Source organism: Rhizobium sp. CCGE 510, from assembly GCF_000292525.1.
Lineage (GTDB): Bacteria > Pseudomonadota > Alphaproteobacteria > Rhizobiales > Rhizobiaceae > Rhizobium.
On sequence record NZ_AEYF01000043.1, the window covers coordinates 33,344 to 54,277 of the forward strand.

Genomic DNA, 20,934 nt, shown 5'->3' on the forward strand with positions numbered 1-20,934 from the left:
AAGCATGCCTGACGAGGGCTTATCAGGCGCTTTCAGCGTCACCGAAGTAGCTCGCGCGAAGATCAACTTCGCCCTGCATGTGACGGGCCAACGGGCAGATGGTTATCATCTGCTCGATATGCTGGTTACTTTCGCAGATTGCGGCGACCGGCTGAGCTTCATACGAGCGCCGGCCGACGCCTTCTTCCTGTCGGGCCGGTTCGGCGAGACGCTTGCCGGCGACGGCGACACCAATCTGGTGCTACGAGCCCGTGACCTGTTGCGCGCGGCAGTCGGCCCTCTCGCCTTTCCCGTTCACATCCACTTGGAAAAGAACCTGCCGATCGCCTCCGGCATTGGCGGTGGCTCGGCCGATGCGGCCGCGACGCTGCGTGGGCTGATGCGGCTCTGGGACACGGCCTTGCCCGTGGAGACCCTCGCGGCCCTGGCGCTGCAGCTCGGCGCCGACGTACCGATGTGCCTTGAGAGCCGGCCACTGATTGCCCGCGGCATCGGTGAACAGATTGAAGCCGTGCCGAATCTGCCCGCCTTTGCCATGCTGCTCGCCAACCCGCTGAAGGGTGTCTCGACGCCAGAGGTTTTCCGCCGGCTGACGACTAAGAACAATCCGGCTCTGAACCTGGCTGCGGATCTTGGGGGGCGTGCCGACTGGCTTGCGGCGATCGGTGCTGCCCGTAACGATCTGGAGCCGCCGGCGCGCGATCTCGTGCCCGAGATCGCGGCGATCTCGTCGATGCTGCAGGCGCGCGGCGCGCTTTTGGCTCGCATGTCCGGTTCCGGCGCCACCTGTTTCGGGATCTTTTCAACCATGGCGGCCGCGCAAGATGCAGCGGCAGCTCTTCACGCCGAGCGGCCCGACTGGTATTTCCAGGTAACGGAAACGATTTCGGGAGGCATGTGATGGCGGGTCTGAACGAAAAGCGGCCTTTCATCGCCGTCGGCATTGCGATTCTCACAGTTTCGGATACGCGCACGCCGGAGACGGACAAGTCAGGCGACACGCTGGCGGAGCGAATCACCGAGGCGGGCCACAGGCTGGTCGACCGGGCGATCGTGCCTGACGATCGGGAGAAAATCGCAGCCCGGGTGAAGGCCTGGACCGAACGCGACGAGATCGACGTCGTCATCACCACCGGCGGCACCGGCTTTACCGGCCGCGATGTGACGCCTGAGGCGCTGGAACCCTTGTTCGAAAAGCGCATGGACGGCTTTTCCGCCATCTTCCATCGCATCTCCTATGAGAAGATCGGCACGGCAACGATCCAGTCGCGCGCCACGGCAGGCGTTGCTAACGCCACCTTCATCTTCGCGCTGCCGGGTTCGCCCGGCGCCTGCCGGGATGCCTGGGACGGCATTTTGAAAGGGCAGCTCGACTACCGCAGCGCGCCGTGCAATTTCGTCGAAATCATGCCACGTCTGGACGAGCATTTGAAACGCGGCGCGGCGAAAGACATGCTCTAAAGCGCGTCGCACTTTAGAATTCGCTATGTGGCAAGGCCCGGCAAAGCGGGCATCGTTTCCCAGCTGTCACCCGATAGAAGGATGCAGCTGATGCCATGAACATCCGTGACGACGAGTGTCCAGGTTCCGCTTTCGGCGGCATAGACCTCGAGAACGGCGTTCTCGTTGACTAGGCCGACTGCCCTCAGCTTTTCCGCGAAGTTTCTGTCGAGGAAATTGACGACGTCGGATCGGCCTGCGCAACTGAGCATCGTCTGTGATGCTGTCGAATGCGGATGCGCGATCATCAATGTCGGCAATATGACGGCCAGCAGGCCGTAGACCATACCGTGTGCCATGACGCACCTCCTTTCGCCGGGACCCCGGCAGAAGAGGAGATTTTCGCTGACCTGTTCTGCCGTCCACCGGCATTCCATGGCCATCCGTTGCGAAGCGAGGCGCTTCGGCGGCGCCATGGACGAATTATAGCGCAAAATCCCATTGGGCGCCATCCTTGCGCGATGGTGGGGACCGCGAATACTACCGCGCGGCTCTGGCGACCCAGGCGGGAATCAGTTCGCTGGCAAGCTTGCGCGGCTTCTGGCCCTTGGTGAATTCAGCAAGGCGCATGCCGCTTTGGGCAGCGGCGAGCGCCTGTCTCTTCGGCATCAGCAAACCAAGCTCCAGCGGCGGCACGGCGCGGCCGAGGCGCCGGAGGAACGGGCGCCGGTAGCCGCGCGAAGCGGTGAAGCGCGCCGGCAGCTTGTTCAGCGCGACATATTCGGCGATCTCATCGATCCAGCCGGCCTGGGGTCTGGCGCCCGGCTCGACGAAAAGCAGCCATTCGCCGCGGGCGGAGCGGACGATGTCCTTGATATCCCACTGCGAATGGAAGCGGCAGCCGGCGGCGTCGGCGACCCGCGAGGTGCCGTCGCGCGAGCCGTGATCGAGCACGATCACATCGCTGACGAGCCCCTCCACCGCGCCTGCCACCAATACCGATAGGGTTTGCGCCAGTTCAGATTCCTGATCCTGACATTCGAGAACAACCGTCAACATCGCCTATTCATAATGCGCCGCACAAATTTTTGCCAGCGGCGTTTTTCGCATTTTGTTCTTGCATTGTTCTTGTATTGCGGATAGGAATTTAATCATCAAAACGGACGGGAGCGCTGGCGTTCCGTCACGGGAGAATCCGATGAGAGAGCAGTCCCTGGCAGGGCAGGCCGCATTCGCGCCTGCCAATACGGCAGATATTGCCGATGCGATGATCGTGTCTTCCGGCCTGCGGATCGAGGTCGATCGGCGGCGCGGGCGTGGGGCAGGACTGAACCCGACCGGACGGTTCGAGGCGCAACAGCGGGAGACCTTCGACGACGGCTGGCAGACGCTAGAAGAGCTTCCGCCGTTCAAGACGGACGTGCAGGTCGAGAAGCCGCGCACCGCTATCACCCGCAACGAATCGCCGGATATTCCCTTCGACCGATCGATCAATCCCTATCGCGGCTGCGAGCATGGCTGCATCTATTGTTTCGCCCGGCCGACACACGCCTATATGGGGCTTTCGGCGGGGCTCGATTTCGAGACGAAGCTGTTTGCCAAACCGGACGCGGCAAAACTGCTGGAGCGGGAACTGGCCAAGCCGGGCTACAAGGTGCGGGCGATCGCGATCGGTACCAATACCGATCCCTATCAGCCGATCGAGAAGGAGTGGCGCGTCATGCGCGGCATCCTCGAGGTCTTGAACAAGGCGAACCATCCGGTATCGATCGTCACCAAGTCGGCGATGATCGTGAGGGATCTCGATATTCTGCAGGATATGGCGGCAAAGAACCTGGTACGCGTCGGCATCTCCGTGACCACGCTCGACCGCAAGCTTGCCCGGACGATGGAGCCGCGCGCCGCCACGCCGCCGCGCCGGCTGGAGACCATCCATGCGCTGTCGGAAGCGGGTATCCAGACGGCTGTGATGGCCGCCCCGCTGATCCCGGCGTTGAACGATCACGAGCTGGAACGCATCCTCGAATCGGCAAAGGCTGCCGGCGCCGCCGAGGCGAGTTATGTCATCCTGAGACTGCCGCTCGAGGTTAGCCCACTGTTTCGCGACTGGCTGCTGCAACATTACCCCGATCGTTACCGGCATGTGATGTCGCTGGTGCGCTCGATGCGCGGCGGCAAGGATTACGATGCCGAATTCGGCAAGCGCATGAAGGGCGCCGGTCCCTATGCCTGGCAGATCGCCCGGCGCTTTGAAATGGCGGCAAGACGTTTCGGCTTGACGCGACGCGGCATGCCGTTGCGCGACGATCTGTTCGTGCCGCCGGATGGCAGCGGCGTGCAGCTGTCGCTGCTGTAACCGTTTGTTTTACGCAGTTCTTGGCAAAAGCGCTTGGCGCTCTGCCTGGAATTGATTTGATCTTTTACGCAATTCCGGACGGGGAACCGCAAAGCAGTTTTCCTGGAATTGCTTGAAGCTTGCGTATCGGCCCATCGAAAAACCGCCCTGTTTTCGAGTTCCGAGCGCAATTCCCGCGGATGGGCCTGACCGCCACCATCCGCCGGACCCGGTCCCCGACCGCCGCCCTGATCGGGGACTTGCGGGCAATCGGGTTGGCGTGCGAGGTTCAGCCGCATGAAACCTCGCACGCCACCCGATTCTCCGCTGCTTTTCCAAGCGGTTCCGCTGGTGCCGGATTTCCGGCTGGAGCTCAAAGCCCGCAAGGCCGGCCACTGGCCGGTCGCCGGCGCCGACGAGGCGGGCCGTGGGCCGCTGGCCGGACCGGTCGTCGCAGCCGCCGTCATCCTCGATCCGAAGCGCATCCCCGAGGGGCTGAACGATTCCAAGCAGCTTTCGGCGCAACGGCGTGAGGAGCTGTTCGTGCAGATCCTGGCGACCGCCACCGTCGCGATCGCCTCCTCCAGCTCGACGCGCATCGACGAGACCGATATCCGCAAGGCGAGCCTCGATGCCATGCGCCGCGCCATCTGCAGCCTCGCCATCCCGGCAAGCTACGTGCTGACCGACGGGCTCGACGTGCCGCCCGGTCTCGATTGCCCGGGACAGGCTGTGGTCAAAGGTGATGCCCGTTCGGTTTCGATCGCCGCCGCCTCGATCGTCGCCAAGGTGACGCGCGACCGGATGATGGCCCGGGTCCATCGAGTGTATCCTGACTACGGCTTTGCCGCACATGTGGGCTACGGCACGGCACAGCACCGCGCGGGCATCGAGAAACACGGCCCCTGCTCCCTGCACCGGATGAGTTTTCGGCCGCTGCGCAAGGTCGACGACGGTCCCGAGATGGACGAGCTGATTTCGGAATAGGTCTGCTGCAAGAAGAATCTTGGGCTCCAGACTGCCGAGAGCCTGCCCCTCATCCGCCTGCCGGCACCTTCTCCCCGTAAACGGGGCGAAGGGGATATGCCGCGACCTCTCCGTCCCTCGCCAACGTCTCGCAGGGCGCGTCCCCTCGCCCCGTTTACGGGGAGAGGGTTAGGGTGAGGGGCAGCCGTCGGCGCGAACGGGTCGACAGCAGCATAAGTCTGGAATGAGTAAAACGTCTATCAACAAGAAAAGGCCGGGACATGCCCGGCCTTCGCTCTCATTCCATTCGATACAGCTCAGTTGAGCCGTGTCTTGACCTGGCCGACGGCATTGCCGAAGAGTTCGGACTGGACCTTGGCATCAGCCCGCTTGGCAAGCACCGTTTCGGCGGCCGCGATTGCGAGATCGACGGCAGCGGAACGGACCGCCTTCATCGCCTCGGCCTCGGCCTGCTTGATCTTCTGCTCGGAAAGCGCCGTGCGGTTGGCGACGAATTCTTCCGTCTTCTTCTTTGCCTCAGTGGTCAGCATTTCTGCTTCGCGCTCGGCGGCGGCAACGATGTGGGCCGCTTCGGCTTCCGCTTCCTTGCGCTTGCGCTGGTATTCGGCGAGCAGGTGCTGGGCCTCCTCGCGCAGACGCTTGGCTTCGGCCAATTCGTTGCGGATCTGGTCGGCGCGGTCGTCGAGCGACCGTGCCATCATGCCCGGAACCTTCAGGTAGACGACCAGCGCCAGGAAGAGGACGAGGCCGACAAAGGCGAAGAAAGTCGCGTCAAAAGCAAATTCCATCGATCAAGCCTCCTTCTTGACTGCCGCGACGGCGGCAGTGACATCGGCCTTGGCAACGGTGCCGCCGATCAGCTGATCGACCACGGCTGCCGCAGTTTCTTCGGCGATGGTGCCGACGTCGGCAAAGGCCTTGGCCTTGATCTCGCCGATGCGGAGCTCGGCAGCCTTGATCTTTTCCGACAGGCTCGCCTCGACAGCGCGGCGATCCTCTTCGGCCTTGGCCTTGGCGGCGTCGCGTGCGGCTGCACCGATCGCGTTGGATTTGGCGCGGGCAGCGGCCAGTTCACCTTCATAGGTCCGGACGGCAGCGTCGGCTTCAGCCTTCAGGCGGCCTGCTTCTTCCAGATCCTGGGAAATGCGCGTGTGACGCTGATCGAGGATCGCCCCGATGCGCGGCGCGATGACCTTTTGCATGAGCAAATAGAAGGCGCCGAACGTAATCACCAGCCAGAGCAGCTGAGACGCGAAGGTCGTCGAATCGAAAGGCGGGAAAGGGCCTCGGGCGTGTCCGCCTTCGGCAACACCTGTCTCGGTATGGACCTCGCCTGCGGCCGGAGCGGCATGCGCATCCGTACCCGTCGCTGCCGCCGGTGCTTCTTCAGCGTAAGCCGGGGTCACAAAAAACATTCTCACCTCCAGGTGGACTGCAAATGCAAAGGATCACGGCTTGCGTTCGCAGGCCGTGATCCATCTATTCGCCGATATCAGACGGCGAAGAGGAGGAGGAGAGCGATGAGCAGCGAGAAGATGCCCAGAGCTTCCGTAACGGCGAAACCGAATACCAGACGGCCGAACTGGCTGTCAGCGGCAGACGGATTGCGCAGTGCGCCGGAGAGGTAGCTGCCGAAAATATTGCCGAGGCCGAGAGCCGTACCGGCCATACCAAAGCAAGCCAGGCCTGCACCGATGTACTTTGCTGCTTCCGCTTCCATGTTGAACTCCTTTGAAATGGTTGTTGCGGCGAATGACTGACGCCCTCGAGACGTCGATGTCGTTATCCTTAGTGCCCGCCCGGATGGATTGCGTCGTTGAGGTACATGCAAGTCAGCACCGCGAAGACGTAAGCCTGAAGGAAGGCGACGAGGAACTCGAGACCGGTCAGGGCGACGGTCATGATGAGGGGAAGGACGGCGCCGCCGACACCGAGAGCACCCAGGGTTCCAAGCGAGGCGACGAAGCCTGCGAACACTTTGAGCGTGATGTGACCGGCGAGCATGTTGGCGAAAAGACGAACCGAGAGTGAAATCGGACGCGACAGGAAGGAGATAATTTCGATCGTCACCACCAGCGGCAGCAGCGCGCCCGGCACGCCGTGCGGCACGAAGAGATTGAGGAAGCGGAAACCGTGCTTATAGAAACCGTAGACGACGACAGTGCCGATGACCAGCAGGGCAAGGGCGAAGGTCACGATGATCTGGCTCGTCACCGTGAAGAAATACGGGAACATACCGAGCAGGTTCGCCGTCAGCACGAACATGAACAGCGAGAACACCAGCGGGAAGAATTTCATTCCCTGCTTGCCGGCGCCTTCCTTCAGCATGTTGGCGATGAATTCATAGGACATTTCCGCGACCGACTGCGAACGGCCCGGCACGATGGCGCGGTTCGAGGTGGCGAAATAAAGGAAGCCGACGGCAACGGCAGCCGAGGCGGCCATGAAAAGCGATGCGTTGGTGAACGAAAAATCAATTCCGCCGATTTCGATCGGCACAATCTTATGGATCAGGAACTGATGAGTCGGATCGTTAGACACCGCTTGTTCTCTCTACTTTGGCCCGCAGGACGCGGGGTCATTGCACTAGACCGGAACCGGTCCTTATTTCTTGTCGTCCTTGTCGTCCAAGGGATGGGCAACCACCCCCGCAGAACGCAGCACGTTCAGAACGCCGGCACAGAATCCGAGAAGCAGAAGAACAATCATCCCCCAAGGCGCCGTGCCAACAAAACGGTCGAAGACATAGCCAAGGACAGCACCGACGACGATGGCGGAAATGAACTCGCTGGAAAGCTTCATCGCCTGGGCATAACCTTTGCGGCTTACCTCGGCACGGGCTTCCCTAGCCTCGTCCTTCCCCACCTCGACGCGCTTGGTCGCGAGTTTCGCTTCCAGTTGCGCACGGCGCTTCTCAAGACTTTCTTCGCGGTCGTCCGCCATGGATCTCTCCTCGCCTGCCCGTCGCCCGCACTCCCGTTACCCCCGGTCATTCGGACCCCGGACGCGAAGGTTGAGACCCTTCCGGCCCGTTCTGAAGTCGCGCGCAACATAGTTTTAGGGATTAGTATAGTCAAGGCGTAGACAGCGTCTGTCCAGCGAGAAAATAATTTCATCGAATCAAAGAGATAAACCAATTTTTGGTCGATCGCTTAAATTCGATGGAAAGAATCCGCTTTTAGGCCCGGTAAATCGGCTTGGGCAGGCGATTTATCTCAGCTCCAGCCGCCGCCATAGGTGCGATAGAAGACGTGAAGACCGATACGGCCGACCTTTTCCATGGTCTTTGCCCATTTCGGCCTGACATAGACGGCATGGTAATGCGTCGCAGAGCCTACCTGGGGCAGCCAGATCCTGCCTGATGTCACCGCCATCGCTACATCGCGGGCCATCCGCCAGTGGTATTCCGAGTTCACCCGGTCCTTGATGCTGTCGCAGGCGAAGGAAAACTGGCAGCGGTTGCGCCAATCCTCGTTCTGGTAGACGACGCCGCAGATGGTTTTCGGATAGGAAGGGTTGCGGACACGATTGAGGATGACCTGGGCGACCGCCGCCTGGCCCTTCACCGATTCTCCACGCGCCTCGAAATAGATGCCGGAGGCAAGGCACTGCTGTTCGCGGGCGGAAAAGACGCTCGGCGCCAATATGCTGGCGGCCCAGGCATGGTCGCGCGGGCCGATCTCCGGAACGAAGCGGCCGCTGCCCTGCTCGGTCAGAATGGAATCGAACGGCGACTGGCGGGAATAGTCGGGTGCGGCCGGCCCATAGGCAGTGGCAAGCACATCGGCCTTGTCGCTGGTGACGAGGCTTGCAAGCATTGCCGGCACGCCGTCATCGGTCACCACCGGCTGTTTCTTATAGAAAGATGTGGCGATCTCGATTTCCTTGCCCTGGATCTTCGGCTTGGCGAAGGCCGACCTGTCCTTGAGATCGAAGCTCGGGGTGAACAGCATCTTGGTGCGCTCGAGGATAGAGCCGGCGGAAAAATCCTTCGGCGGCTGCATCTTCTCGACGGCGACGACGCGGCCCTTCTTGGTGGCGCGGTTGACACGATCCTCGTCCGGTGTGTCCTCGTGGCCCTTGTCCTTGGCGGTGCCCTTGTCATTGGCAGAGCCCTTGTCCGTGGCGGAGAAAGCAACCTTGCGGCCATCGGGAAGCACCATGCCGGCGCCTGACGAAATCGTGCCCGTCACCGTCGGGTCGGCGAAGGCAAGTTCGGCCTGATGGATGGAGCCAGCCGGCGAATTGGTCAGCACCATGCGCCAGTTCCCACCCTCATGATCGAGGCCGGCCAGCATGGCGGCGAGATCGGCATGGGATGCGACGCTCGGGAATATCAGCCAGCCGGCGAGACCGAAGATCGCAGGGGATACCCAGTTCTCGGGAAGAACACGCAGCTTGCTACGGGAAGAGCTCTTTCGACGCAACACCAACTCCGGGCCTGGGACGCGGGACCATTGGATCGAAAATCTCGCATTAACCTTGACGTCCGGTTAACGGGGCGTGCCGGAATGTGACCATGAGAACATTTTGATGTTCTAATGTGGCTGATAATTGCTTGGGATGAGATGTGTCGAAGCCAGCGAAAGGCCCCTCCCCAACCCCTCCCCACAAGAGGGAGGGACTAATTTGCGGCGCTCGCCCGCAGCAAACATTGGCCTTTCTGAGGATGAACCGATGATGTGGGAAGCGTCGGAGCAACAGGTTAAGCCCCTCCCCCTTGTGGGGAGGGGTTTGGGGCGGGGTCTTTGCCCCATGCATCAAATAATCACGTGCGACCCCAGTTCCACCACGCGGTTGGCCGGCAGGCGGAAGTAGTCCGAGGGGTTGGCGGCGGCGTTGGCGAGCGCGATGTAAAGCCGATCCTGCCAGTAAGGCATGCCCGACTTGGCGTCCGGCACAAGCTTGCGGCGGCCGAGATAGAAGGAGGTCGACATGATGTCGAACTTCAGACCGGTCTTGCGCAGCGTCGCCAAGGCCTGCGAGACGTTCTGCGATTCCATGAATCCGAAGAGCAGTTCGACGCGGGAGAAGCGCTCGGAAATCGGCTCGACCTTGTAGCGGTCCTGGCTGGGGACGCGCGGCTTGTTGACGGTGCGGATCGTCAGGATGACGTTGCGGTCGTGAAGCACATGGTTGTGCTTGAGATTGTGCAGCAAGGCGGCGGGGGCCGATTCCGGATCGCTGGTCAGGAATATCGCGGTGCCCGGAACCTGGGCCGGCGAATGTTCGCTCTTGCGCTCGATCGAACTGACAAAGGAGGCGAGCGGAATATCAGTGTGGCGGGTCTTTTCCATCAGGATCGCGGTGCCGCGGCGCCAGGTCCACATGACGACGGTAAAGGCCGTGGCGATCAGGATCGGGATATAGCCGCCATCGTGGATCTTCAAAAGGTTGGCGCCGAGGAAGATCAATTCGAGCACGACCAGCGGCGCGAGCGCGATTACCGCAACCGGAAGCGACCAGTTCCAGCGGGCGCGAACGAATTCGAAGGCCATGATCGAGGTGACGACCATGGCACCGGTGACGGAGATGCCATAGGCGGTCGCCAGCGCGTCCGACGTCTTGAAACTCAGGACCAGGAAGATGACGCCGATGAACAGCACGGCATTGACCGAAGGCACGAAGATCTGGCCGGTATTGGTTTCCGAGGTGAAGAGGATTTCCATCCGCGGCAGGAAGCCGAGGTTGATGCCCTGACGCACCAGCGAGAAGGCGCCGGTGATGACGGCCTGGCTGGCGATGATCGTCGCGGCGGTCGCCAGGATGACGACCGGCAGCAGCGCCCATTGCGGAAACATCAGATAGAAGGGATCGGACATCGTCTCCGGCTTGCCGAGCACGAGAGCGCCCTGCCCGAGATAGTTCAGCGTCAGCGACGGAAACACCAGCGCAAACCAGGCCCATTGAATCGGCCGGCGGCCGAAATGGCCGAGATCGGCATAAAGCGCCTCGGCGCCCGTCACCGTCAGGAAGACGGCACCAAGCACGACGACGCCATAAAAGCCCTCATGCAGCAGGAAGCTGACGGCATAATACGGGTTAAAGGCGGCAAGGATGCCGTAGTCGTCCGAGATATGCGATATGCCGGCGGCGGCGATGACGATGAACCAGACGGCGGTGATCGGGCCGAAGAACTTGGCGACGGCGCCGGTGCCGCGCGATTGCACGACGAAGAGCAGCGCCAGGATTACCACCGAGATCGGCACGATATATTCCGAGAGCCTCGGCGTGACGAGCTTCAGGCCTTCGACGGCCGAGAGCACCGAAAGGGCCGGCGTGATCATCGCATCGCCGAGGAAGAGGGCAGCACCCATCAGGCCGAGCAGCATCAGTATGGCGGTATGGCCATTGGCGGTCTTCATCAGAAGAGCAAGCAGCGACAGCGTGCCGCCCTCCCCCTCGTTGTCGGCGCGCAGCAGGAAAAGCACATATTTGATGGTGACGATGATCGTCAGCGCCCAGATCATCAGTGAAATCAGGCTGATGACCTCGAAGCGGGTGACGCCGTCATGAGCGACGGGCTTCAGCGCTTCGCGAAACGCGTAGAGCGGGCTGGTGCCGATATCGCCGTAGACGACGCCGACGGACCCCAGCGTCAGATAGAACAGCTTTTTCGGCGTCATCTGGGATTCGTTCGGATGGCTCTCTTCGGACATGAAGTTGCAACAGGCTCCTCAGAGCCAGCCTTTCCAGCGGAAAAAGAAAAAGGGGATGACGGCGGAGACCACCATCAGGGCCAGCGAATAGGGATAACCCGCAGCCCAGGCCAGCTCCGGCATGACCTGAAAATTCATACCATAGACGGAGGCGACCAATGTCGGCGGCAAGAACACCACCGAGGCGATCGAGAAAATCTTGATGATCGAATTCTGCTCGATGTTGATCAGACCGAGCGACGCGTCGAGCAGGAAGGTGATGTTGCCTGCGACGAAGGAGGCATGCTCCGACAGCGACTGGATATCGCGCGAGACGGTGCGGCAGAGCTCCTTCGCCTCGCGGTCCTGCTGGATCGCCGGGATGGTGTGAAAGAAGGTCAGCAGCCGGGAAAGCGAACCGAGGCTGTCGCGCACCTTGCTGATCATTCGGTGATGGCCGGCGATATCCCGCAACTTCTCCTCGAGGTAATTCGAGGGCTTGCGCGTCTTCTTCGCCCGGTCGCCGAAGACGTGCATCGACAAGATGTCGAGGCGCGAGATCGAAACCTCGAGGATTTCGGCGGTGCGGTCGACGATCGTCTCCAGCAGCTTGGCGAGAAGGGCAGCACCGCTGCGCCAGTTTTCCGGCAGCCGGTGAAGGGCGGCGATGAACAGCGCAAAGGATTTGGGATGGGCGTAGCGGATGGTGACCAGCCGGTTTCCGGCCAGGATGAAGGCGACATCGGTCAGCGTCGGCGCCTCGGTATCAGCCTTCCAGAGGAGCGAGCCGGTCATGAAGACGGCGTCGTTTTCCACATAGAGACGGGCGGAAGGCTCGATATCCTTGAGGTCGTCACGGGTCGGAACCTCGATGCCAAGAACCTTCTCGACATAGAGCTCCTCGTCGCGGGTCGGCTCAATCATGTCGATCCATACGACATCCCCAGGAAAGGATGCGGCATGCGACAGATCGCGGATCTCCACCGACGTGCAATTGGAACAGTAAGCGGTGATCACCGGCAGCCTCTCCGATGCTCACGACGCTTCGCGGCCATTGCGCTTTTCATCGAAAGCCTTTCCATGCGACCGACAGCGCGGCAACGCGATGGTCGCTCGTGTACGTAGCTCGAAGCGAAAGCGGATCAAGAAAGTTCATACAACTCCGGCTGCATGCAACCTCAACGGCCGGCATGCGCATTGTGCTCCACCGCATCGCAGCTACCAATCCTTCGATCGACAAGACAACTCCGAACTTGCAGGCGAGGCGACCCTTCGAAAACGAAGATGGCCGTCATTGAGCATCTGCAGCAAACGCCATCATGGCGCCGCGGCATATGAAGCAAAGCCATGAAATAATCAAGGCTCCTTCCGTGATCCGCGGCTTTTCACCACGTTTCCCTCACAATTCCGGATATCCGCCGCGGTGATTCGAGGTTGGAAAGTCTCGGTTCTGCGCGTGCCTGGAGCTGCTGCACACTTTTTGACGACAGGGCTTATTCGAAGACGATCGCCGGAGCAGGACGCAGCGGCTGGCCACTGACCTGTTCCCAGACCTTAGCGGCGATGCCGCGATAGATGCCGGCGACGACACCGTTCGGCTCGGAGGCGACGAGCGGCGTGCCGGCATCGGAGGTTTCACGGATGTTCATCGTCAGCGGCACTTCGCCGAGAAAGGGCACGCCGATGCGCTCGGCCTCCTTGCGGGCGCCGCCATGGCCGAAGATATCGTAGCGCGTGCCGGTATCGGGGGCGATGAAATAGCTCATATTTTCGACGATGCCGAGCACCGGCACCTCGACCTTGCGGAACATGTTGAGGCCCTTGCGGGCATCGATCAGCGCCAGATCCTGCGGCGTGGAGACGATGACGGCACCGGCAAGCGGTACCTGCTGGGCCATGGTCAGCTGCGCGTCGCCGGTGCCGGGCGGCATGTCGACGACGAGCACGTCGAGTTCACCCCAGGCGACTTCGCGCAGCATCTGCAGCAGTGCCGACTGGACCATCGGGCCGCGCCAGATCATCGCCGTCTCCTCGTCGACGAGGAAACCCATCGACATGACCTTGAGGCCGTAATTCTCCATCGGATTGATGATGCGGCCGTCGATCTGCGTCGGACGGCCGGATATTTTTAAGAGCCGCGGCATCGAGGGACCGTAGATATCGGCATCGAGAATGCCGACGCGAAGGCCATTGGCAAGCAGCCCGAGCGCCAGGTTGACGGCAGTGGTCGACTTGCCGACTCCACCCTTGCCCGAGGCGACGGCGATAATGGCGCCGATGCCGGGAACGCCGATCTTGCCGGCTCGCGGGGGCTGTTGCGGGGCATGGGCGTGGCCCTTGTGATCATGTTGGTGATCATGTTGGTGATCGTGGCCGGCATGGCCGTGCGGCGGGTTCGGCACTGGGCGGGCGGCCGGAGCGGCGGCGGCCGCCTTCTTATCTGCGGTCAGTGTGACGAGCGCGCCCTTGACACCAGGCATTGCCTTGATGACGCGCTCGGCGGCGAGCCGCATCGGCTCCAGCTCCTTGGCGCGATCAGCCGGAACGGTGATGGAGAAATAAACCTTGCCGTCGGAAATGAAGACGTCGGAAACCATGCCGAGCTCGACGATATCGCGCTCGAGATCCGGTCCACGCACGGTCTTCAGCGTCTCGAGAACCTGTTCCTTGGTGACGTCGGTCATTCCACCCTCATTGCTTCTTCTCGCAGACTAGAGCGCCGCGCGTCTTTCAAGACGCGCAAGGAGCGCTGTAGTATTCTGAATTGCTGCATGATTTCAGCCTTCATCGATTCCGATCAAGACTAAAATCATGCAGTAGAGATAGTGGAGGTGGACGCCTTCGCCAAACAAAATCATCGCAGGGAAAATCGATTTTCCGGCCAGGAAAAAAGCGCGGGGGAAATCGGCAGTCCGTTGCGGCCATCAAGTCCGCCGGGCTTTCGCCCTGATGGCCGCAACGGTCTCCCCGAGAACCGGCGCAATCCGGGGCGAACTAGAGCAAGCCGACAAAAAGGCCAGCGAAAAACGAAGGGGAAAGGCCAGATCACCAACAGCTGCGACGCGAGCGGTGCCAAAACGCAACAACCGCCGCCGACACCGAAGGGTTTGGAAAAGCGGCATCGGCGTCGGGCGGTGGTGTGTCGGCCGCGCCATTTCCTGGCGCTGGTCCAAGTCCCCTCTGGGCCTTTTGGCAAAAGAGATGCAGAAAGCGTGCCAGACGGAAATCGGGCGGAAATGGCACAAAAGCGGTCTGAGGATGGCGATAACGGCAAGGAAATGCCCAAGTGCTGGGCGGCGGCGAAACCATGCCGTGCTTTTTGCAACTTATTTGATCAGGCCGATGCGCAGCGCCTTGGCGACCGCCTGGGTGCGGTTGACCGTGTCGAGCTTCTTGGTGGCGCGGTTGAGGTAGTGATTGACCGTGTGCTCGGAGAGGGTGAGGATCTCGGCGATTTCCGCACTGGTCTTGCCGGCCGCCGTCCAGTTGAGGCAATCGATTTCCCGGTCGGTCAGCGTGTCCGTCAGGCGCGTATCGAGGTTGCGGATCTCGGCGAGCCTGTCGTAGACATGGATAGAGATGTAGCAGAGGTCACGCATCTCCGCCGGGCTGAAAGGCTCGCGGTCGCCGGTGAAGGAGATGGCGCCGCGCAGGCCGGATGGCTCATGCGTCGGGAAATAGGCGCCGCGCATCATCCTGAACCGTTCGAACAGCGCGGTGACGAGGACGGACTTGCCGTCGTCCCGCGACCAGTTCTGGCGCGACATGTCATAGGAGAAGGGCCGCGCCGATGTTCTGAGGCGTCTCAGAACCGGGCTGTTCACCAGCAGGCCCTCCTGGTCGTAGAGCGCCAGAAGCTCGGCCGGCCAGCTGGTGATGACGGTGCTGCCCTGGATATCCAGAGAGGTGATCGGCGGCAGGTTGAGAACCATGAAGGCTCGGCTGCGATAGGCTTCGGTCACGCGTTTCAGGAACCGGAAAATATCGAATTGAGTCTTCAGGCCCGCTATTTCCTTGATGTAGTCGTCGTCTTCCGGGGATGTTTGCGACAAGGGTGCCATCACATTTCTTCATCTTCGGCACAGCGGCCGGTTCGATTGCATCGGGGAATGACGATCGCTGGCTGGATCAAACGGAATCGGCCTCGGCATGCAGCGTTCGGCCGGCAAGTGATTAATCGATTTCGCGGACTATTTGCAGTTGTCGTGATTCGCCGGCAAATCTCAATATCGCCCTCATCATAAGCATGCTCTCAGATCGCATTCGGCAAGGGGCGGAGAGCAATTTTTTCGTAACAACAGGATGTCGTTCGAAAACCGCAGCGCAGTTTTGCAGCATATGTTCTAGCGGCGTGGGCCGAGGCGGATGCGCATGTCTTCCATGATCCTCCCAGCCGCCAGCTGAACCGGAACGGCCCATTGTCGCAGAAGTTCCATCGACAAGCGGTAGGCAGGGCCGGTGATCGAAATGCCACCGATAAAGCTGCGATCCTGCGACCAGACGGGTGCGGCGACACAACGGATACCGGCTTCATGTTCCTCACGGTCGAAAGCATAACCCTCAACGGCAATCTCGCGGATTTCCGCCAGCAGCGTTTCGGCTGAGACATGGGTCGAGGCGGTGAAGCTGGTGAAGCTCAAGCCGGCGAGAAGATCGACGAGGCCTTCGGCCGGAAGCAGCGAGAGCGCGGCCTTACCGACCCCGGTGCAGTAACAGGGCGAGGCATTGCCGATCTGCGAATACATGCGCACCGGCTGACGACCGTCGACCTTATCGAGATAGATGATCGACTGACCCCTGAGAACACCGAGATGCACCGTCTCGCCGGTCGCCTGCTGCAGATCGGAAAGGTGCGGTTCGGCAATCAGCCGGAATTCGTTGCGCGCCCAGCTGCGCGCGGCGAAATCGAGCAGGCGCAGGCCCGGCGCATAACGGCCGTCGCCATCGAGCTCGAGCAGACCCTCCTCCAGCAAATGGCTCAGCTGGCGATGCAATGTGCCGCGCGGCTGGCCGGCAAGGGCCAGGATATCGGTAAAACGCAGCGGCGCATCCGCATGAGTGACGAGATCGAGCAGAACCATCAGTTTGCCGAGCGTGCCGGTCTCGCGTGCCTGCGTTGCGCCCTCGCCGCTCGAATTCATCGCCTCATCCACCCTTGACAGAAAGGCCAGCATAATTCGATAATTCCATATAGTCAAATTGAGTTCCAAATAATGGAATAACAGCAAACTTGGGAGGAGACAGTGACCATGATGCCTGCAGCACAATTTCCCGAGTTTAAAGACCGAGCCGTGCTGGTGACCGGCGGCGGATCGGGCATAGGTGCTGCGATCGTCGAAGGTTTCGCGCGCCAAGGCGCCAAGGTCTCATTCATCGATATCGCCGAGGCGGCGGGCGGCGAGCTCGCCGAACGGCTATCGCAAGCGACTGCGCATCCGGTCTCCTTTCACCATGCCGACCTGCGCGACATCGAGGCGATCCGGCGCACGGTCGAGACCGTCGTTGCCAGCTCGGGGCCGATCCGCGTATTGGTCAACAATGCCGCGTGGGACGACCGTCATGATTTCGACGCGGTGACCGAGGCCTATTGGGACAACAACCAGGCGGTCAATTTGCGGCATGTATTCTTCGCCTCGCAGGCGGTGGCGCCGTCGATGCGGGCGGCCGGCGGCGGGGCGATCATCAACATGTCGTCGATCGCCTTCAAACTGAACATGGGCGGTTTTCCCTCCTATGCGGCGGCGAAGGCTGCGGTCGTCGGGTTGACGAAGAGCATGGCTGGCAGGCTCGGGCCGGAGAACATCCGGGTCAATTGCATCCTGCCCGGCATGGTCGTCACCGAACGGCAGATGCAGTTCTGGCTGACGGAGGAGAGCATTGCGCACTCGGTCGAGCAGCAGTGCCTGAAAATTCCGCTCCAGGCCGACGCGATCGTCGGTCCCTGCCTGTTTCTTGCATCCGACTGCGCGGCTGGAATGACCGCCCAGTCACTGATTGTCGATGGAGGCGTTCTGTAATGGCAAATCCCGCTTATGTCGCGGTGGACTGGGGCACCAGCAGTTTCCGGCTCTGGCTGATCGCCGGGGACGGCAGTATCCTGGCCGAGCGCCGCAGCGGCGAAGGCATGACGAGCGCAGCAAAGACCGGCTTTTCCCAAGTGCTATCAGGCCATCTCACTGCCGTCGAGGCGCCGGAAAACCTGCCGGTGATCGTCTGCGGCATGGCCGGCGCTCGGCAGGGCTGGGTCGAGGCCGGTTATATCGACGTGCCGGCCCCGCTCACCTCGATCCTGACTGCCGCGGTCCGCGTGCCTGGCGAAAGCCGCGACATCCGCATCCTGCCGGGCCTTGCCCAGCGGGACATCGCCACGCCCGACGTCATGCGCGGCGAGGAAACCCAGCTTCTCGGCGCGCTCGGCACCGCAAGCTCGGGCGCCCAGGCGGTCTGCATGCCCGGCACCCATTCGAAATGGGTGCATGTCAGGGATAGCAAGGTCACCGGCTTTTCGACCTTCATGACCGGCGAACTGTTCGATGTCATCAGCAAACACACGATCCTTTCGCATGCCGTTGCCGGTGCGGAAGAGCAGCCGGCGGACACGGCGGCCTTCGAGGCGGCAGTATCGGCCGCTTTCCAGCGTCCAGCACTTGCCTCCAACCTGCTGTTTACCGCCCGATCGGGCCAGCTCCTGCACGGCATGTCCGCCGCGGCCGCGCAAGCCCGGCTTTCCGGCACGCTGATCGGCCTCGAAATCGCCGGCGCGCTGCAGGATGCGGCCAACCCAGACATCACCCTCGTCGCTTCGGGACGCCTGCAGGCGCTCTACGAACAGGCGTTCAGAACACTCTCCCTCGCCTTCACCGCCATCGATGCGGACGCCGCCGTGCGCCGCGGGCTTTCGGCCGCTGCCGAAACCATCTGGCCGAATTGAGAAAGCTGACACGATGAACCGTATCCCCTTCCCCGAGATGAAACGCCCGCTGATCGCCATCCTTCGCGGCATCCGTCCTGACGAGACCGAGAGCATCGTCGGCGCCTTGATCGACAATGGCCTGACGGCGATCGAGATTCCGCTGAACTCGCCCGAACCATTCAAATCCATCGAGATCGCCGCGAAGATGGCACCAGCCGAGGTGCTGATCGGCGCCGGCACTGTGCTGACGGTCGAGGCGGTCGACAGCCTGCATGCAGCCGGCGGCAAGCTGCTGGTCACGCCGAATGTCGAGCCCGAGGTGATCATCCGGGCCCGCGAATACGGCATGGTGACGATGCCGGGCGTCTTTACGCCGACCGAAGCGCTGGCCGCCGCCCGCGCCGGCACCACTGGTCTCAAATTCTTTCCGGCCAGCGTGCTCGGCCCTTCCGGCATTACGGCGATCCGGGCCATCCTGCCGCCGGAGCTGGTGATTGCTGCCGTCGGCGGCGTATCAGACAAGAATTTCGGCGATTATACCAAGGCCGGCATCTTCTCCTTCGGCCTCGGCACCAGCCTCTACAAGCCGGGAATGACCGCGGCAGAGGTTGCCGAGCGCGCCAAGGCGACCATCTACGCCTATGATGCAGCCATTGGGAGCGTGAGCGTATGACCGATATCTACGAGTTCGAGGGCAAGACCCTTTGCAACACCAATTCCGTTCTCGGCGAAGGCCCGACCTATGATCCGGACAGCAATACCGTCTGGTGGTTCAACATCCTCGGCAAGGAACTGCACGAGCTCAATCTTTCGACGAGCGCGAAAAAGGTACACCCGTTGCCCGCCATGGCCAGCGTTCTTGCCCGTATCGATGCCGGACGACAACTGATCGCGACGGAAGAAGGGCTTTTCGTCCGCGATGTGGCCACCGGCAACCTCACTTTTTACGCCGCGCTCGAAAACGACAGGCCGGAAAATCGTTCGAACGACGGCCGCACCCATCCTTCCGGCGCGCTCTGGATCGGCACAATGAGCAAGCGGGCGGAAAACCAGGCCGGGGCTATCTATCATGTCGCCAGCGGCAAGGTGACGAAGATCTTCAACGGCATCAGCATCCCGAATTCGATCTGCTTCTCGCCTGACGGCACGATCGGCTATTATACGGATTCCCGCCTCAACCGGCTGATGCGCGTCATGGTCGATCCGCAGACCGGTCTGCCCTCCGGCGAGCCGATTGTGCTGGTCGACAGCGCCAACGAGCCCGGCGACATCGACGGCTCGGTGGTCGATGCCGACGGTTATATCTGGAATTCGCGCTGGGGCGCCGGCGTCGTCGACCGTTACAATCCCGATGGCCTGCGCATCTCGCGCTACAAGGTTCCCGCCGTCCAGCCCTCCTGCCCTGCCTTCATCGGCGTCAACGCCGATCGGCTGGCGGTGACGACCGCCTGGGAAGGGTTGGACGAGGATGCCCGCTCTGCGCAGCCCAGCGCCGGCGCGTTGCTGGAACTCGGCATCGAGGTCAAAGGCGTGTTCGATCCGGTCTATGTCATCTGAACATCGGATCACCTGAATTTACTTGCCAGAGGCGCTCCCGACCGGGGCGCCTTTTCGCATTTCGGCCATCGCCTCTTGAAAAATGTTCCGTGAAAATCGAGAAATTTTCCGTATTTTCAACCGGAACCAATCGGCGCACCAGTCATTTTCCCTTCGAACCGGCGCGGCAATGACACAGATATTGCCGGGTCAGCGACTACTCCAGGAAAATGAAGGTAGGTTCGAAATGACACGCAAACTCTTGACGACCGTTGCCGCTGGCGCACTGTTTGCCACGGCTTTCGCACCGGCGGCATTCTCGCAGGCGGCCCCGCAGCCGGCGGATCCAGCCGCTTCGACGCAGGCAGCGCCTGCCGATCCGGCGGCCCCGAAGCCGCCGATCACCCCTGACGTTACCAAGCCGTCAGGCGATGCCGCACAGGCTCCGGCCGCAGCACCGACGGCAGACACGGCTCAGGCCGGCTATATCACGGAGCAGTCTCCGGACCAGGTCAGCGCCAACACCTATATCGGCCAGTCGGTCTATAACGGCAACAATGAAAGCATCGGCAGCGTCAACGACCTGATCCTCAAGAAGGACGGCGGTTTCGTTGCTGCGATCGTCGGCGTCGGCGGCTTCCTCGGCATCGGCGAAAAGAACGTCGCCGTGCCGATGGAGAAGATCACCGTCGCTCAGAACACTCAGGACGGCAGCGTCAAGCTGACGACTGATGAAACCGCCGAATCGCTGAAGGCCGCCCCTGAGTTCAAGACGCTGGCCATGCAGTCAGCTGAAAAGGCCCCGGCGGCGACCGGCACCGATACCACGGCCACTGGCTCGACGACCGCCAAGTAAGCCAGGGCCAAACAGACTCGGGCCGAGGACACTTGGTCCAAGTACCCGCGCGGGTCGTATAGCGTAGGCGATGGTGCTCCTAGGGGTGCCATCGCTTTTTGCTGTGCCGTTGCTTAGAAAAGGATGATTTCCGGGTCGGTCGGCTGCCTGGAATCTGAATCCTGTTCTAAATTAGAGAGTTAGAGCATGATGTCTCGGCATCATGCTCTAGGTGTTTAGTCCCGGCATT

The 20,934-nt window shown here is 61.6% G+C and carries 22 protein-coding genes; 9 read left to right on the forward strand and 13 right to left on the reverse strand.

From position 1 onward, the window contains the following. Positions 1-4 precede the first annotated feature (4 nt). Both RCCGE510_RS20025 and moaB read left to right on the forward strand, forming a co-directional pair. Positions 5-901, forward strand: coding sequence for a 4-(cytidine 5'-diphospho)-2-C-methyl-D-erythritol kinase (locus RCCGE510_RS20025; protein ID WP_007632958.1), 897 nt, complete (start codon positions 5-7; stop codon positions 899-901). Beyond that, positions 901-1,461: a molybdenum cofactor biosynthesis protein B gene (gene moaB / locus RCCGE510_RS20030; RefSeq protein ID WP_007632959.1), complete on the forward strand. Its 561-nt coding sequence runs from the start codon at positions 901-903 to the stop codon at positions 1,459-1,461. The genes RCCGE510_RS20025 and moaB overlap by 1 nt, the downstream gene beginning before the upstream one ends. A 23-nt stretch (positions 1,462-1,484) precedes the next feature. On the opposite strand, the gene RCCGE510_RS20035 is transcribed toward moaB, so the two are convergent. Both RCCGE510_RS20035 and RCCGE510_RS20040 read right to left on the reverse strand, forming a co-directional pair. Further along, positions 1,485-1,799 (reverse strand): hypothetical protein, encoded by a 315-nt coding sequence (locus RCCGE510_RS20035; RefSeq protein WP_037079303.1) that lies wholly within the window; start codon positions 1,797-1,799, stop codon positions 1,485-1,487. Between the two features lie 181 nt (positions 1,800-1,980). After that, positions 1,981-2,499 (reverse strand): glycosyltransferase family A protein, encoded by a 519-nt coding sequence (locus RCCGE510_RS20040; RefSeq protein WP_007632961.1) that lies wholly within the window; start codon positions 2,497-2,499, stop codon positions 1,981-1,983. A gap of 139 nt (positions 2,500-2,638) precedes the next feature. On the opposite strand from RCCGE510_RS20040, the gene RCCGE510_RS20045 reads away from it, so the two are divergent. After that, a complete protein-coding gene (locus tag RCCGE510_RS20045; RefSeq protein ID WP_007632962.1) occupies positions 2,639-3,796 on the forward strand; it encodes a PA0069 family radical SAM protein in 1,158 nt (385 codons plus the stop codon). Positions 3,797-4,072: 276 nt separating this feature from the next. Then, positions 4,073-4,762, forward strand: coding sequence for a ribonuclease HII (locus RCCGE510_RS20050; protein ID WP_007632963.1), 690 nt, complete (start codon positions 4,073-4,075; stop codon positions 4,760-4,762). A gap of 296 nt (positions 4,763-5,058) precedes the next feature. Here the strand turns inward: RCCGE510_RS20050 and RCCGE510_RS20055 are convergent, their stop codons facing one another. From RCCGE510_RS20055 to RCCGE510_RS20110, 11 genes are all read right to left on the reverse strand, one after another. After that, positions 5,059-5,550, reverse strand: a complete 492-nt coding sequence (locus tag RCCGE510_RS20055; protein WP_007632964.1) for a F0F1 ATP synthase subunit B — start codon at positions 5,548-5,550, stop codon at positions 5,059-5,061. Between the two features lie 3 nt (positions 5,551-5,553). Beyond that, positions 5,554-6,177: a F0F1 ATP synthase subunit B gene (locus tag RCCGE510_RS20060; protein ID WP_007632965.1), complete on the reverse strand. Its 624-nt coding sequence runs from the start codon at positions 6,175-6,177 to the stop codon at positions 5,554-5,556. 77 nt (positions 6,178-6,254) lie between these two features. Continuing rightward, positions 6,255-6,482: a F0F1 ATP synthase subunit C gene (locus tag RCCGE510_RS20065; RefSeq protein ID WP_007632966.1), complete on the reverse strand. Its 228-nt coding sequence runs from the start codon at positions 6,480-6,482 to the stop codon at positions 6,255-6,257. 68 nt (positions 6,483-6,550) lie between these two features. Beyond that, entirely contained in the window at positions 6,551-7,303 is a 753-nt protein-coding gene (locus RCCGE510_RS20070) for a F0F1 ATP synthase subunit A (RefSeq protein ID WP_007632968.1), read from the reverse strand. A 63-nt stretch (positions 7,304-7,366) separates the two neighbouring features. Next, the gene (locus RCCGE510_RS20075; protein ID WP_007632969.1) at positions 7,367-7,705 is read right to left on the reverse strand and encodes a F0F1 ATP synthase assembly protein; all 339 of its coding nucleotides are present in this window, start codon (positions 7,703-7,705) and stop codon (positions 7,367-7,369) included. Between the two features lie 272 nt (positions 7,706-7,977). Beyond that, the gene (locus RCCGE510_RS20080) at positions 7,978-9,225 is read right to left on the reverse strand and encodes a cell wall hydrolase (protein WP_192815331.1); all 1,248 of its coding nucleotides are present in this window, start codon (positions 9,223-9,225) and stop codon (positions 7,978-7,980) included. A gap of 297 nt (positions 9,226-9,522) precedes the next feature. Then, positions 9,523-11,421: a potassium transporter Kup gene (locus tag RCCGE510_RS20085; RefSeq protein ID WP_007632971.1), complete on the reverse strand. Its 1,899-nt coding sequence runs from the start codon at positions 11,419-11,421 to the stop codon at positions 9,523-9,525. A gap of 18 nt (positions 11,422-11,439) precedes the next feature. Beyond that, positions 11,440-12,417, reverse strand: coding sequence for a magnesium transporter CorA family protein (locus tag RCCGE510_RS20090; protein WP_007632972.1), 978 nt, complete (start codon positions 12,415-12,417; stop codon positions 11,440-11,442). Between the two features lie 476 nt (positions 12,418-12,893). Next, the gene (locus RCCGE510_RS20100) at positions 12,894-14,084 is read right to left on the reverse strand and encodes an Mrp/NBP35 family ATP-binding protein (RefSeq protein ID WP_007632975.1); all 1,191 of its coding nucleotides are present in this window, start codon (positions 14,082-14,084) and stop codon (positions 12,894-12,896) included. A 642-nt stretch (positions 14,085-14,726) separates the two neighbouring features. Beyond that, a complete protein-coding gene (locus RCCGE510_RS20105) occupies positions 14,727-15,461 on the reverse strand; it encodes a LuxR family transcriptional regulator (RefSeq protein ID WP_007632976.1) in 735 nt (244 codons plus the stop codon). A 282-nt stretch (positions 15,462-15,743) separates the two neighbouring features. Continuing rightward, the gene (locus tag RCCGE510_RS20110) at positions 15,744-16,541 is read right to left on the reverse strand and encodes an IclR family transcriptional regulator (RefSeq protein WP_037079305.1); all 798 of its coding nucleotides are present in this window, start codon (positions 16,539-16,541) and stop codon (positions 15,744-15,746) included. 108 nt (positions 16,542-16,649) lie between these two features. Here RCCGE510_RS20110 and RCCGE510_RS20115 point away from each other — a divergent pair, with 108 nt between their 5' ends. The 5 genes from RCCGE510_RS20115 (at position 16,650) to RCCGE510_RS20135 (ending at position 20,705) form a co-directional block, all read left to right on the forward strand. Next, positions 16,650-17,417 (forward strand): SDR family oxidoreductase, encoded by a 768-nt coding sequence (locus RCCGE510_RS20115; protein ID WP_007632978.1) that lies wholly within the window; start codon positions 16,650-16,652, stop codon positions 17,415-17,417. Further along, positions 17,417-18,331 carry a 2-dehydro-3-deoxygalactonokinase gene (locus RCCGE510_RS20120; RefSeq protein ID WP_007632988.1) on the forward strand — a complete coding sequence of 305 codons (915 nt, stop codon included), beginning with the start codon at positions 17,417-17,419 and terminating at the stop codon, positions 18,329-18,331. Before RCCGE510_RS20115 ends, RCCGE510_RS20120 begins: the two co-directional genes overlap by 1 nt. A gap of 13 nt (positions 18,332-18,344) precedes the next feature. Then, positions 18,345-18,986, forward strand: a complete 642-nt coding sequence (locus RCCGE510_RS20125; RefSeq protein WP_007632989.1) for a 2-dehydro-3-deoxy-6-phosphogalactonate aldolase — start codon at positions 18,345-18,347, stop codon at positions 18,984-18,986. After that, complete coding sequence (locus tag RCCGE510_RS20130) at positions 18,983-19,870, forward strand: SMP-30/gluconolactonase/LRE family protein (RefSeq protein ID WP_007632991.1); 888 nt, start codon at positions 18,983-18,985, stop codon at positions 19,868-19,870. Before RCCGE510_RS20125 ends, RCCGE510_RS20130 begins: the two co-directional genes overlap by 4 nt. Before the next feature lie 226 nt (positions 19,871-20,096). Next, the gene (locus tag RCCGE510_RS20135) at positions 20,097-20,705 is read left to right on the forward strand and encodes a PRC-barrel domain-containing protein (RefSeq protein WP_007632994.1); all 609 of its coding nucleotides are present in this window, start codon (positions 20,097-20,099) and stop codon (positions 20,703-20,705) included. Positions 20,706-20,934: the final 229 nt, after the last annotated feature.

Bases quoted from the DNA above. Each gene is read 5' to 3' on its own strand.
- RCCGE510_RS20025 (WP_007632958.1), top strand. From the start codon at position 5: ATGCCTGACGAGGGCTTATCAGGCGCTTTCAGCGTCACCGAAGTAGCT.
- moaB (WP_007632959.1), top strand. From the start codon at position 901: ATGGCGGGTCTGAACGAAAAGCGGCCTTTCATCGCCGTCGGCATTGCG.
- RCCGE510_RS20035 (WP_037079303.1), bottom strand. From the start codon at position 1,799: ATGGCACACGGTATGGTCTACGGCCTGCTGGCCGTCATATTGCCGACA.
- RCCGE510_RS20040 (WP_007632961.1), bottom strand. From the start codon at position 2,499: ATGTTGACGGTTGTTCTCGAATGTCAGGATCAGGAATCTGAACTGGCG.
- RCCGE510_RS20045 (WP_007632962.1), top strand. From the start codon at position 2,639: ATGAGAGAGCAGTCCCTGGCAGGGCAGGCCGCATTCGCGCCTGCCAAT.
- RCCGE510_RS20050 (WP_007632963.1), top strand. From the start codon at position 4,073: ATGAAACCTCGCACGCCACCCGATTCTCCGCTGCTTTTCCAAGCGGTT.
- RCCGE510_RS20055 (WP_007632964.1), bottom strand. From the start codon at position 5,550: ATGGAATTTGCTTTTGACGCGACTTTCTTCGCCTTTGTCGGCCTCGTC.
- RCCGE510_RS20060 (WP_007632965.1), bottom strand. From the start codon at position 6,177: ATGTTTTTTGTGACCCCGGCTTACGCTGAAGAAGCACCGGCGGCAGCG.
- RCCGE510_RS20065 (WP_007632966.1), bottom strand. From the start codon at position 6,482: ATGGAAGCGGAAGCAGCAAAGTACATCGGTGCAGGCCTGGCTTGCTTT.
- RCCGE510_RS20075 (WP_007632969.1), bottom strand. From the start codon at position 7,705: ATGGCGGACGACCGCGAAGAAAGTCTTGAGAAGCGCCGTGCGCAACTG.
- RCCGE510_RS20085 (WP_007632971.1), bottom strand. From the start codon at position 11,421: ATGTCCGAAGAGAGCCATCCGAACGAATCCCAGATGACGCCGAAAAAG.
- RCCGE510_RS20100 (WP_007632975.1), bottom strand. From the start codon at position 14,084: ATGACCGACGTCACCAAGGAACAGGTTCTCGAGACGCTGAAGACCGTG.
- RCCGE510_RS20105 (WP_007632976.1), bottom strand. From the start codon at position 15,461: ATGGCACCCTTGTCGCAAACATCCCCGGAAGACGACGACTACATCAAG.
- RCCGE510_RS20110 (WP_037079305.1), bottom strand. From the start codon at position 16,541: ATGAATTCGAGCGGCGAGGGCGCAACGCAGGCACGCGAGACCGGCACG.
- RCCGE510_RS20115 (WP_007632978.1), top strand. From the start codon at position 16,650: ATGATGCCTGCAGCACAATTTCCCGAGTTTAAAGACCGAGCCGTGCTG.
- RCCGE510_RS20120 (WP_007632988.1), top strand. From the start codon at position 17,417: ATGGCAAATCCCGCTTATGTCGCGGTGGACTGGGGCACCAGCAGTTTC.
- RCCGE510_RS20125 (WP_007632989.1), top strand. From the start codon at position 18,345: ATGAACCGTATCCCCTTCCCCGAGATGAAACGCCCGCTGATCGCCATC.
- RCCGE510_RS20130 (WP_007632991.1), top strand. From the start codon at position 18,983: ATGACCGATATCTACGAGTTCGAGGGCAAGACCCTTTGCAACACCAAT.
- RCCGE510_RS20135 (WP_007632994.1), top strand. From the start codon at position 20,097: ATGACACGCAAACTCTTGACGACCGTTGCCGCTGGCGCACTGTTTGCC.